Annotated in this window: 14 protein-coding genes; 2 read left to right on the top strand and 12 right to left on the bottom strand. The window is 59.6% G+C overall.

All coding sequences use genetic code 11. The annotated features are described in order from the left end of the window. Positions 1 to 157: 157 nt before the first annotated feature. The 8 genes from rdgB to AC5DB9_RS04470 form a co-directional block, all read right to left on the bottom strand. The gene (gene rdgB, locus AC5DB9_RS04505) at positions 158 to 751 is read right to left on the bottom strand and encodes an RdgB/HAM1 family non-canonical purine NTP pyrophosphatase (RefSeq protein ID WP_272989067.1); all 594 of its coding nucleotides are present in this window, start codon (positions 749 to 751) and stop codon (positions 158 to 160) included. A 1-nt stretch (position 752) separates the two neighbouring features. After that, positions 753 to 1,226: a DUF4426 domain-containing protein gene (locus AC5DB9_RS04500; RefSeq protein WP_272989065.1), complete on the bottom strand. Its 474-nt coding sequence runs from the start codon at positions 1,224 to 1,226 to the stop codon at positions 753 to 755. Positions 1,227 to 1,252: 26 nt separating this feature from the next. After that, positions 1,253 to 1,843, bottom strand: coding sequence for a methionine biosynthesis protein MetW (gene metW, locus AC5DB9_RS04495; RefSeq protein WP_022959119.1), 591 nt, complete (start codon positions 1,841 to 1,843; stop codon positions 1,253 to 1,255). Then, entirely contained in the window at positions 1,843 to 2,997 is a 1,155-nt protein-coding gene (gene metX / locus AC5DB9_RS04490; protein ID WP_022959120.1) for a homoserine O-succinyltransferase MetX, read from the bottom strand. The genes metW and metX overlap by 1 nt, the downstream gene beginning before the upstream one ends. A gap of 9 nt (positions 2,998 to 3,006) precedes the next feature. Next, entirely contained in the window at positions 3,007 to 3,315 is a 309-nt protein-coding gene (locus AC5DB9_RS04485; RefSeq protein WP_272989060.1) for a DUF167 domain-containing protein, read from the bottom strand. Between the two features lie 6 nt (positions 3,316 to 3,321). Continuing rightward, positions 3,322 to 3,909, bottom strand: a complete 588-nt coding sequence (locus AC5DB9_RS04480; RefSeq protein WP_022959122.1) for a YggT family protein — start codon at positions 3,907 to 3,909, stop codon at positions 3,322 to 3,324. A gap of 7 nt (positions 3,910 to 3,916) precedes the next feature. After that, the gene (gene proC, locus AC5DB9_RS04475) at positions 3,917 to 4,744 is read right to left on the bottom strand and encodes a pyrroline-5-carboxylate reductase (RefSeq protein ID WP_337924564.1); all 828 of its coding nucleotides are present in this window, start codon (positions 4,742 to 4,744) and stop codon (positions 3,917 to 3,919) included. Between the two features lie 112 nt (positions 4,745 to 4,856). Next, the gene (locus AC5DB9_RS04470) at positions 4,857 to 5,567 is read right to left on the bottom strand and encodes a YggS family pyridoxal phosphate-dependent enzyme (RefSeq protein WP_272989058.1); all 711 of its coding nucleotides are present in this window, start codon (positions 5,565 to 5,567) and stop codon (positions 4,857 to 4,859) included. Positions 5,568 to 5,666: 99 nt separating this feature from the next. On the opposite strand from AC5DB9_RS04470, the gene AC5DB9_RS04465 reads away from it, so the two are divergent. Then, positions 5,667 to 6,701 (top strand): type IV pilus twitching motility protein PilT, encoded by a 1,035-nt coding sequence (locus AC5DB9_RS04465; RefSeq protein ID WP_272989055.1) that lies wholly within the window; start codon positions 5,667 to 5,669, stop codon positions 6,699 to 6,701. Positions 6,702 to 6,727: 26 nt separating this feature from the next. Continuing rightward, the gene (locus AC5DB9_RS04460; protein WP_022959126.1) at positions 6,728 to 7,888 is read left to right on the top strand and encodes a PilT/PilU family type 4a pilus ATPase; all 1,161 of its coding nucleotides are present in this window, start codon (positions 6,728 to 6,730) and stop codon (positions 7,886 to 7,888) included. A 2-nt stretch (positions 7,889 to 7,890) separates the two neighbouring features. Here the strand turns inward: AC5DB9_RS04460 and ruvX are convergent, their stop codons facing one another. The 4 genes from ruvX to gshB form a co-directional block, all read right to left on the bottom strand. Then, entirely contained in the window at positions 7,891 to 8,310 is a 420-nt protein-coding gene (ruvX, locus tag AC5DB9_RS04455; RefSeq protein ID WP_022959127.1) for a Holliday junction resolvase RuvX, read from the bottom strand. 49 nt (positions 8,311 to 8,359) lie between these two features. Further along, positions 8,360 to 8,929, bottom strand: a complete 570-nt coding sequence (locus AC5DB9_RS04450) for a YqgE/AlgH family protein (protein WP_272989051.1) — start codon at positions 8,927 to 8,929, stop codon at positions 8,360 to 8,362. 79 nt (positions 8,930 to 9,008) lie between these two features. Continuing rightward, on the bottom strand, positions 9,009 to 9,890 hold the full coding sequence (locus tag AC5DB9_RS04445) for an energy transducer TonB (RefSeq protein ID WP_272989048.1): 882 nt from the start codon (positions 9,888 to 9,890) through the stop codon (positions 9,009 to 9,011). After that, positions 9,887 to 10,852, bottom strand: coding sequence for a glutathione synthase (gshB, locus tag AC5DB9_RS04440; RefSeq protein WP_272989045.1), 966 nt, complete (start codon positions 10,850 to 10,852; stop codon positions 9,887 to 9,889). The genes AC5DB9_RS04445 and gshB overlap by 4 nt, the downstream gene beginning before the upstream one ends. Positions 10,853 to 11,060 lie beyond the last annotated feature (208 nt).

Below are 11,060 nucleotides of genomic sequence, written 5' to 3'. Positions count from 1 at the left end.
TCACCCCGGCCTCCGAGCCGGGGTCCAATCCCGCCGCACTGGAGTTTTGCTCGGTGGGTAATTTCTGGTTAGGTGGCACTGGATCCGGGGACAAGTCCGGGATGACGGTGTCGTGGTTAGTGGTGATGGCAATGTGTGGCGAGGCTGGGGAAGTTATCTATCGCATTTCTTCTTTAAACCGCTCAACAAATGCGGCGACGGCCCGGCCGCGATGGCTGAGTCGGTTTTTCTCTTCCGGAGGGAGTTCCGCTGCGGTTTTATCCAGCGCCGCGACGTAAAAGTGAGGATCGTAGCCGAAGCCGTTGCCGCCTCTGGCCGTATCGATAATTTCGCCGGGCCAGCGGCCTTCACAGATGATGGGGGCGGGGTCGGTGGCGTGGCGCACAAACACCAGTGCGCAGTGGAAATGGGCGCGGCGGTTGTTCTCGCCTGCCAGTTTCTCAACGAGTTTGGCGTTGTTGTCGGTGTCGCTGGCGCCATCGCCTGCGTAGCGGGCGGAGTAGATGCCGGGGGCGCCGTTGAGCGCGTTCACGCAGAGGCCGGAGTCATCCGCCAGTGCGGGAAGGCCGGTCTGGGCGGCGGCATTGCGGGCTTTGAGCAGCGCATTTTCAACAAAGCTCAGGCCGGTCTCCTCGGCTTCGTCTACCTTCAGGTCTTTCTGGCTGAGTAGCTCGAAGCGCTCGCCCAGCAATTGGCTGAATTCGGCGAGCTTGCCTCGATTGCCGGTGGCCACCACAATTTTGCTGCTCACATCAGTCTCCGTCGCGGTAAAGCTGTTTGTTGAACTGGATGTCGTAGGGCTGTGGGCGCTCGTCCGTTTTCACGCTCAGGCGAAAGCCCCGGCGTTCGCGCTTACTGTCGATCTCCAACTCGGCGATGTAGTAAATCGCGTCCTGTTCAATCACTTCGCGAAATTCCAGCGGGGTGCGGTGGATCAGGTCGGAGCTGCTGCCGCTGACCTCGGCGCGCAAGGCGCGACTGCGCTGCTCCTCCTGTTTGCTGACGGCAACATTCATTAAAAACTTGTTGTCGCCGCGCACGATCCCGTAACTGCGAGCCACCTGTGGGCTGAGAAAGCTGGTGTTCAGCACAGTAAAGTGCACCGTGACATCGCCAAACTGTTTGCTGGTCGGCGCGGCCTCGGGGGGCGTGTCTTCTTGCGCGATCGCGGGCAACGCCGCGATCAGGCCGATCAACAGAATGTTAAGCCGCTTGAAAACGCGCATGCTTGTCTCCTCGCCTGACAGGGCATTTATTTGCTGATGTGGTAAACGGCGGTGACACCCAGCAGATTCGGGAAGCGCTGAGCCAGCGCGCCCTGGGTATTGTCGCCGCTGACGACGCTGCTGTTGAGTATACGGATATGACGCTCGGCGCAGAGCACCTCAAAATCCCTGACTGTGCAGAAGTGGATGTTGGGTGTGTCATACCAGGCGTATGGCAGAAACTTGCTGACCGGCATACGACCGCGTCCGCTCAGGTGCCAGCGGCTGCGCCAGTGCCCGAAGTTAGGGAAGGTGACGATGCATTCGCGGCCCACCCGAAGCATCTCATCGATCACCAGATGCGGATAGCGCAGGGTTTGCAGGGCCAGGGTCATGACCACCACATCGAAGCTGTCGTCGCGGAAATTGCCCAGACCGGTGTTGAGGTCGTGTTCAATCACGTTCACGCCTTTGTTCAGCGCCTCGGTGATGTTGTCGGGGTCGATTTCCAAGCCCAGACCGGACACTTGTTTTTCATCGCCGAGGGTTTTCAGCAGCGTCCCGTCGCCACAGCCGAGGTCGAGAACGCGGGCGCCGGGTTTAATCCAGGGTTGGATCAGGGTCAGATCAAAACGCATCACAGGCCCTCCGCCACACGCTTCATATACGCGTTGAATACCGATACGTAGCGCGGAATAGGAATAAGGAAGGCATCGTGGCCGTGGTTCGCCTCGATCTCCGCGTAGCTCACCGATTTACCGGCCGCGACCAGCGCGTCGACAATTTCCCGCGAACGGCTGGGAGCAAAGCGCCAGTCCGAGGTGAATGACACCACCATAAATGCGCACTTGGCGTGACTGAAGGCGGCGACCGGGTCGTCGTCGTACTCGCGCGCCAGATCGTAGTAATCCAGCGCTTTGGTCATCAGCAGATAGGTATTGGCGTCAAAGGTTTCGGCAAATCGCGAGCCCTGATGGCGCAAATAGCTTTCCACCTGAAACTCGACCGGCCCTTCGGCGCCGACACGGAGATCGCCGGCTTTCAGATCGCGGCCGAATTTCTCTTTCATGCCATCGTCCGACAGATAGGTCACGTGGCCGATCATGCGCGCCAGCGACAGCCCCTGTCGCGGCAGGGTGTTGTGCTCCAGATAGCGGCCACCGTGAAACTCGGGGTCTGACATGATCGCGTTGCGCGCGATCTCATTAAAGGCAATGTTCTGCGCGGACAGCTTCATGGCCGAGGCAATCACGACGCAATGGCGCGTGGCGTCCGGGTATTCCAATGCCCAGCGCATGGCCTGCATGCCACCCAGACTGCCACCGATAATGGCGGCCCATTGTTCGATGCCGAAGTGCTGCATCATCAAACGCTGGCTTTCTACCCAATCGCGACAACGCAGATAGGGGAAGTCTGGTCCCCAGGGCTTACCGGTTTCGGGGTTGATGCTGACGGGGCCGGTGGAGCCGTGGCAGCCGCCAATATTGTTGATGCTGAGCACGAAAAACACATTGGTGTCGATGGGTTTGCCGGGGCCGATGCAGGAATCCCACCAGCCGGGTTTGCGCTCGTCCTCGCTGTGATAGCCCGCCGCATGATGGTGGCCGCTCAGTGCGTGGCAGATCAGAATGGCATTGCTGCGCGCGGCGTTCAGTTCACCGTAGGTCTCGTAAACCACATCGTGTTCCGGCAGGCTGCGGCCGCAGGACAGTACCAGCGGCTGATCGAAATGCAGCGTTTGCGGCTGGACAATGCCTACGCTGTCTGGCTCCTGAGATGGGTGTTGTGTCACCTGATCGCCTTATCCCTTGTCGCTGTGTGCAGCAGAAATGGAAAGTTCTGCCGGTAGTATTCCGGGTGTTTGAATTCTAAGGGTTTTTTGCCGACTTTGCGCCCCCGAACTGAGTTCGATATCGGCTTTCTTTACCTTGAAGCGCTTGGCGAGAAAGGCGCAGAGTGCGGCGTTGGCCTTGCCGTCAACGGCGGCGGCGCGCAGCCGGATTTTCAGTCGCTCGCCGTGCAGGCCGGCAAACTCATCCCGGCTGGCGCCGGGTTGAATATGGCAGAACAGCAGCAGCGTATTGTCCTGCCAGCGGTAAAACGCCGTCATGGCAATTTACAGGCCGATCACCAGTGCGGGGTGCAGGCCGACGGATGCGCCCATATGCCGCAACAGGACTTCGATCACGTTAATCAGTAAGAAGACAAAAATCGGGGAGAGGTCCAGACCTCCCAGCGGAGGGACCAGCTTGCGAAAGGGCGCCATGACGGGTTCGGTAACTTGATACAGGAGCTGCGCACCGGGGTTGTAGCTGCCCTGTGCGACCCAGCTCAAAATGATGCTGCCGATGATGGCAAAGAAGTAAAAGTTGACCACCGCTCCCACAAGGCCGATGGCTGACCACAGCAGGATCTGCGCCGGATTGGGAATCGCCCCGAACAGCAGTCGACACAGCACGACAATGCCCAGTGCCTGAATGGCGAAGGCGATCAGCAGTGAGGCGCTGTCGATACGGCCCAGTGGTGGCAGTACCCGGCGCAGTGGCAAGACCAGCGGGTTGCTGATTTTAACAATGGTCTGGCAGATGGGATTGTAAAAATCAGCGCGCACCAGTTGCAGTATCAGGCGCAGCAGGAACACGATCAGGGCAAGCCCGACAGCGGTATTGACCAGCAGGTAGGAGATATCGTTTGCGGCAGACATCGGTGTTTTATTCCCCTTCGAGTTCGCGGCCCAGTTCGTCGGCGCGGTCCGCGGCACCCTGCAGTGCCTGTTGCACCAGCGCGCGGAAACCGCCGTCTTCAAAAATAGTAATGGCGCGCTCCGTGGTGCCTTTCGGCGAGGTCACCCGGCGGCGCAGTTCGGCCACGTCCACGTCGCTTTCCAGTGCCATTCTGGCTGCGCCCAGCGCGGTTTGCTGGCTGAGCTGCTTGGCAACGTCGGGGCTGAGCCCCAGTGCTTCACCGCTTGCCTGCATGGCTTCCATCATCAAAAAGAAATAGGCCGGACCGCTGCCAGAGACCGCGGTGACGGCGTCCAGTTCACTTTCTTGTTCCACCCACAGCGCCAGGCCCACGGCGTCGAGAATCTGCTGTGCCTGTTGGCGCTGGATCTCGCTGACCGCGGTGTTCGCGAACAGGCCGGTAGCGCCACAGCGCAACAGCGCAGGGGTGTTGGGCATACAGCGCACAATGGCAAGATTGCCGCCCAGCCAATGGTTAAGGCTGTCGCTGGTCACACCCGCCGCAATACTGATAATCAGCGGCTTGCTGGCCTGCACGGTATCGGCAATACCCGCGCAGACGACTTTCATCAATTGGGGTTTGACCGCCATGACGAGCACATCGCAGCCCGGAATAATGTCGAGGTTATCCTGGCTGGTGGTAATCGGGCCGAGCGAAGCCAGGCGGTCGAGGCTCTCCTGGCTCGGGTCGCCGGCGCGCAGTTGCCGGGCGTCGACGCCGCTGGTCAACAGGCCGCCGATAATGCTGGCCGCCATGTTACCGCCGCCGATAAATCCAATGGTTGCTGTGCTCACCGAAATCCTCCGGGTGATGGCTATACTGCCGTGAATACAGATGGGGCGGCAGCGTGGTTGGCGAGTATATCAGGCAGGGAAAGGCCGCCGAAAGTCGCGCCCAAATGCGTGTTTACTCCGCTTTGGCCGGACGCGGCCCAAATAGCGCAGTACCAATGCGGATCAAGGTGCTGCCTTCGGCGATGGCGGCATCCATATCGCCCGACATGCCCATCGACAGGGTGTCGAGTGTTTGATCGGGCAATGCCTGTTGCAGTGTGTCGCGCAGAGCACGCAGCGCGGCGAAGGCGGCTCGCTGCTCGGCAGGGTCATCGCTGGCGGCGGGAATGGCCATCAGTCCGCGCAGTTGTAGCGCGGGCAAGGCGGTAATCTGTTTGGCCAGTGTCAGGGCGTCCTCGGGAAGCACGCCGGACTTGCTGTCCTCGCGACTGATATTCACCTGCAGGCAGATTTTCAGTGGCGGCTTTCTCTTGGGGCGCTGCTCGCTGAGGCGCCTGGCGATTTTTTCGCGATCGACACTGTGTACCCAGTCGAAGTGACTGGCAATTTCGCGGGTCTTGTTGGATTGGATCGGACCGATAAAGTGCCAGCAGGCGTTTCGGCCTTGCAGGGCGGCCTGTTTGTCGACGGCTTCCTGCAGGTAGTTTTCGCCGATTTGCGTCAGTCCGGCATCCAGCGCCACCGCGACTTCCTCGGCACTTCGGGTTTTGCTTACCGCCAGCAGGGTAATTTCCGCTGGATCGCGCCCCGCGTCACTGGCAGATTGGACGATGCGTTGGCGAAGGGCTGCTATATTGGCGGTAATGGTCTGCGGCGAGCTCATGGCCGATTTATGCTCCAGATCGCTTTGCTTGTGGTACGTAACTGCGATAATGCCGGTGTCTGTTCCGGCCCTGCACTGTGCTGTGTTGTAAGGAGAACCATGGATATTACCGAATTGCTGGCCTTCAGTGCCAAGCAAAACGCCTCTGACCTGCATTTGTCTGCCGGCCTGCCGCCGATGATCCGGGTCGATGGTGATGTGCGCCGAATCAATGTTCCCGCCATGGACCACCGGGAAGTTCATCGCCTGATATACGAGATCATGAACGACCGTCAGCGCCGGGATTACGAGGAGTTTCTGGAAACGGATTTCTCCTTTGAGGTGCCGGGCGTGGCCCGCTTCCGGGTCAATGCCTTTAACCAGAACCGCGGCGCCGGTGCGGTGTTCCGGACCATTCCCTCGCGCGTGCTGACCCTCGAAGACCTGGGCATGGGCAAGGTGTTTACCGATGTATCCATGCTGCCCAGAGGTCTGGTGCTGGTCACCGGTCCAACGGGGTCCGGTAAGTCCACCACGCTGGCGGCGATGATCGACTACATCAACGACAATAAATTCGACCATATCCTCACGATCGAAGACCCCATCGAATTTGTGCACGAATCCAAAAAATGTCTGGTAAACCAGCGCGAAGTGCACCGCGATACCCACGGCTTTAATGAAGCGCTGCGCTCGGCGCTGCGGGAAGACCCCGATATTATTCTGGTGGGCGAGCTGCGGGATTTGGAAACCATCCGTCTGGCATTAACCGCCGCGGAAACCGGGCATCTGGTGTTTGGTACCTTGCACACCACCTCGGCCGCCAAGACCATCGACCGGGTGGTGGACGTGTTCCCCGGTGAGGAAAAGTCCATGGTGCGCTCCATGTTGTCGGAGTCGCTGCAGGCGGTCATTTCCCAGACCCTGTTGAAAAAGCCTGAAGGCGGTCGGGTGGCTGCCCACGAAATTATGATTGGCACCCCGGCGATCCGAAACCTGATTCGCGAAGACAAAGTCGCACAGATGTATTCGGCGATTCAGTCGGGCGCCAATGTCGGCATGCAGACCATGGATCAGTGTCTGAAAGACCTGCTGGCCAAACGCCAGATTACCCGCGATGCCGCCCGCCTGAAGGCGCGGTTCCCGGAGAACTTTTAACGGCCTGAACGCCGGGGAGATCGTTTTTGGAAATTGAAAAACTGCTGCGTCTGATGCAGGAAAAAGGCGCGTCGGATCTGTTTATTTCGGCGGGGGTCCCGCCGTCAGTGAAGTTGAACGGCCAGTTGATTCCGGTGAGCAGTAATGCGCTGAGCCCCGAACAGGCGCGGGAAACCGTGATGGGCGTGATGAACGAGCAGCAGCGCCGCGAGTTTGTGCGCGATCACGAGTGCAACTTCGCGATCAGCGCAAGAGGAGTCGGTCGCTTCCGGGTCAGCGCTTTTTATCAGCGCAATCTGGTCGGCATGGTGCTGCGCCGTATCGAAACGCAGATTCCCACTACGGATGACCTCGGTCTGCCGGATATCATCAAAGACCTGTCGATGACCAAGCGCGGGCTGATTATTTTTGTCGGGGCGACGGGAACGGGTAAGTCCACCTCCCTGGCGTCGATGATCGGGCACCGCAACGAGAACAGTCGCGGCCACATTATCACCGTGGAAGATCCCATCGAATTCGTGCACCAGCACAAAGGGTGCATCATTACTCAGCGGGAAGTGGGTATTGATACCGAGTCTTTCGAAGTGGCGTTGAAGAACATGCTGCGGCAGGCGCCGGATGTGATCATGATCGGCGAGGTGCGTACCCGCGAAACCATGGAACATGCCATTACCTTCGCTGAAACGGGGCATCTCTGTCTGTGTACGCTTCACGCCAACAATGCCAACCAGGCGCTGGATCGCATTCTGCACTTCTTCCCGCCAGAGCGGCATACTCAATTGTGGATGGATCTGTCGCTCAACCTCAAAGCCATGGTGGCGCAGCAGTTGATTCCGACCCGCGACGGGCAGGGGCGTCGCGCCTGTGTGGAAATTCTGCTGAATACGCCGCTGGCGGCTGATCTTATTCGCAAAGGTGACGTGGCGGCGCTGAAAGACTTGATGCGTCAGTCCAACGAACAGGGGATGCAGACCTTCGATCAGGCGCTCTACGAACTCTACAGTACTGGCGAGATTACCTATCAGGACGCCATTGCCCACGCCGACTCGGCCAACGATTTGCGCCTGCTGATCAAGCTGGGTGCCGACAACAATGTCGGGCAGATGAAAGAGGCCGCAGGGCGACTGAGCATGGAAGACATCGATCAGAAACCGCGCGGTGGCGGTGGTGGCACGCGAGGGCGCTGAACTCAGCCGTTTTCTCGCAGCCAACTCTCGAGGATCAGGACGGCACTGAGGCTGTCGACGCCGCGCTCTTTGAAGTCGCCGCCGCCCTGTTCCAGCAGTTCGCCCTTGGCTTCAAAGCTGGACAGGCGCTCGTCGGCAAAGCTGACGGCCACACCGAAACGACCGTGAATGCGGTTGCCGAATTTGCGGGCACGGGCACACATTTCCGACTCACTGCCGTCCATATTCAATGGCAGGCCGATCAGCACCTGCTGCGGCTGCCATTCGTTCAGCAGCGCTTCTATTTCTTCCCAGCGGGGCGTGCCGTCTTTGGCGCGCAGTGCAGACAGGGGGCTGGCGCTCCCCGTCAGGCTCTGCCCCACCGCGCAGCCTATCCATTTCAGGCCGTAGTCAAAGGCGAGCAAGTAATGAGCGGCGGGCATGGCAGTGAATCTCGTGGTTTGGGCGTGCGCAGTGTAGCAGAGCGACGACTCAGGCGTGTCCGCTGTCTGAGCCAAGCTGGGCGAAGTTGATACCCAGTGTTGCCAGGGCGGCGTCGATCCGCTCTTCGGCGGGAATCTCAAACAGAATTTTGGGGTCGGCGGGCAGGCTCAGCCAGGCGTTGTCGGCGAGCTCTTCCTCCAGTTGCCCCGGCCCCCATCCCGCATACCCGAGAGCGATCAAGTGTTCTTTGGGGCCGCGTTGTTCGGCGATGGCTTCGAGAATATCCAGAGAGGTCGTCACCGCCATATCGTTGTTGACCAGCAGGCTCGCCTCCCAGCTTTGTGTATCTCGGCGATGCAGTACAAAGCCGCGGTCGGTGTGAACCGGCCCGCCCGCATAAATGGCTTCTTCGGGAATGGCTGCCCGATTGTCGAGTTCCAGCTGCTCAAGTATCTCGCTAACGTCCATGTCCAGCGGATGGTTGACGATCAGTCCCATCGCGCCTTGTTCATCGTGTTCACACAGATAGCAGAGGCTGTGCGCAAAAATTCCTTCACTGAGACTGGGCAGGGAGACCAGGAAGTGGTGTTTCAGTGAGGGAAATGCGCGTTCTGGCATGGGCAGACGAGTCCAAAAAGTGAAGTGGTCTTGAATCAGTATGGGGGAGTTGGCGCCAAACTCAAGGCGGCGGCCCGAACTAGCGGCCACTGGCGCGCAGGGCATCGCGCTCAAAGCGCCAGGTGCGCACGATGCCAAGGCGATTCTTGCCATCCAGCACGTCGTCTGGAATCGCCTCGTAGGGTGCAGCAAGACGCACAATGCGATTGGCGGCGCGGTCCAGTTCCGGGTGGCCGGAGCTGCGCATAATACGCACTTCGTCGATGCGGCCATCGGGATGAAGCATCAGTAGCAGACGCAACTCGCCCACCAGACCAAGCCGCCGCGCTTCGGCGGGATAGTGGAGGTTGCCGACCTGCTCTACGTGGGCTTCCCAGCGGTCGAGATAAAGTGCATCCGGCGAGCCGCGGGTGGCCACCGAGGTGATGAATTTTGGGCGAGGCATACTGGCATAAGCCTGATTGAGCGTATCGAGCTGGGCTTCCAGTGCCGCGATGTTGTTACTCAGGGCATCCACGTCGTCGCTGCCGTTGAGGCGCTGTTCGGGGCGGGATTCTGCGCTGTTGTTCAACGCAAGCTGCTGGCTGCTGTCGCTCTGGGTGCTCAGTACGGGACGTGCATTGCTGGCCTGGTTGGCTCGAGCCTGTTTGAGGACCTGCTCAGTGGGCGCCGTATTGTCATGAAAAGCGCTTTCTACCCGGCTGCTCAGCTCCGCTTTCTCCTCCAGCGTGCCGCTGCCCTGTTGGTCGTACTGCGCAATGTAATCGGCGTTATCCGGCGCATTTTTGCTCTGGTATTGAGCGAGTGTCACTTCAAGGCTGGGCAGTTTAACGTCGATGTCGCCCACGCTGAAGGTGATGCCGAGGATCACCGCCGCATGCAATGCCGCCGCAAAGCAGATGATGAAACCGAAGCGCTCAGGGTTGGGTGCATCGGCGTTGGGCGGCAATACAGCACTCATTGGCGGTAGGGCATCTCGGGTAACTTGCGGGCGATGGCATCCATCAGCGAGCCGGCAATGTCGGTGCCAAACTGGGTGTCGATTTCACGGATGCAGGTCGGACTGGTGACGTTGATTTCCGTCAGCGAGTCCCCGATGACATCCAGGCCGACAAACATCAGGCCCTTTTCCCTGGCGACCGGACCGACCTGCTCGGCAATCCAGCGGTCCTGGTCGGTGAGTGGCTGCGCGCGCCCCGTCCCTCCGGCGGCCAGGTTGCCCCGGCTTTCGCCCACGGCAGGTACCCGTGCCAGACAGTAATCTACCGGTTCACCATCGATCAGCAGAATGCGTTTGTCGCCATCGACAATTTCCGGCAGGTATTTCTGCGCCATGATCGTGGTCTGGCCGTGGTTGGTCAGGGTTTCGATAATTACCGAGACGTTGGCATCGTCGGGGCGAAGTCGGAAAATGGAGCTGCCGCCCATGCCGTCCAGTGGCTTCATCACGACGTCTTGATGTTCGCGGTGGAAGGCGCGCAGGCGCACCGGGTCCCGGCTGACAATCAGCGTAGGAATGCACTGGGGAAACTGCAGTGCAAACAGCTTTTCGTTGCAGTCGCGCAGGGATTGTGGCCGGTTGACCACCCAGGCGCCCTGACGCTGTGCCTGATCGAGAATATGGGTGGCGTAGAGAAACTCATTGTCGAACGGCGGGTCTTTGCGCATCAGCACGACATCGAGCTCCCCCATGTCGATATCGCGCTCTTCGCCCAGTTCGTAGAAGTTTTCCGGGTCGCGGAAGGCGGTCACCTGACGAACGCGAGCGCGGGCTTTACCGGCATCCAGATAAAGGTCGGGCAGGGTCATATAATCGATATGCCAGCCCCGGTCTCCGGCCGCCCACAGCATGGCGAGGGTGGAGTCCTTTTTGTAGTTGATCTGCTCGATGGGGTCCATGACCACGCCTAGCCGAATTGTCATTGCATCACCTGTGACAAATTTGTGAGACAGCTCCCAAACCCCCTACGAAGCGCAGGACGACCTACAGTCGCCTTGCGATGATAGCGCGGTTCCGGAGTCGGGCGGTGGCGACACCACTGCGCCGCTAAAATACCGTATTCTCAATGTCGCGGGCAATTTTCCGCGAGTGGGGGTACAGTGACTCACTGGCAGCTGCCTTGATAAACGT

The sequence above is a fragment of the Spongiibacter sp. genome (assembly GCF_984394615.1).
This window is presented reverse-complemented; position numbering and strand designations above follow the sequence as displayed.

What these genes read in the sequence shown, in the direction of transcription:
- AC5DB9_RS04500 (WP_272989065.1), bottom strand. Translation starts at nt 1,226, where the DNA reads ATGCGCGTTTTCAAGCGGCTTAACATTCTGTTGATCGGCCTGATCGCG.
- metW (WP_022959119.1), bottom strand. Translation starts at nt 1,843, where the DNA reads ATGCGTTTTGATCTGACCCTGATCCAACCCTGGATTAAACCCGGCGCC.
- AC5DB9_RS04485 (WP_272989060.1), bottom strand. Translation starts at nt 3,315, where the DNA reads ATGACGGCGTTTTACCGCTGGCAGGACAATACGCTGCTGCTGTTCTGC.
- AC5DB9_RS04480 (WP_022959122.1), bottom strand. Translation starts at nt 3,909, where the DNA reads ATGTCTGCCGCAAACGATATCTCCTACCTGCTGGTCAATACCGCTGTC.
- AC5DB9_RS04470 (WP_272989058.1), bottom strand. Translation starts at nt 5,567, where the DNA reads ATGAGCTCGCCGCAGACCATTACCGCCAATATAGCAGCCCTTCGCCAA.
- AC5DB9_RS04465 (WP_272989055.1), top strand. Translation starts at nt 5,667, where the DNA reads ATGGATATTACCGAATTGCTGGCCTTCAGTGCCAAGCAAAACGCCTCT.
- ruvX (WP_022959127.1), bottom strand. Translation starts at nt 8,310, where the DNA reads ATGCCCGCCGCTCATTACTTGCTCGCCTTTGACTACGGCCTGAAATGG.
- AC5DB9_RS04450 (WP_272989051.1), bottom strand. Translation starts at nt 8,929, where the DNA reads ATGCCAGAACGCGCATTTCCCTCACTGAAACACCACTTCCTGGTCTCC.
- AC5DB9_RS04445 (WP_272989048.1), bottom strand. Translation starts at nt 9,890, where the DNA reads ATGAGTGCTGTATTGCCGCCCAACGCCGATGCACCCAACCCTGAGCGC.
- gshB (WP_272989045.1), bottom strand. Translation starts at nt 10,852, where the DNA reads ATGACAATTCGGCTAGGCGTGGTCATGGACCCCATCGAGCAGATCAAC.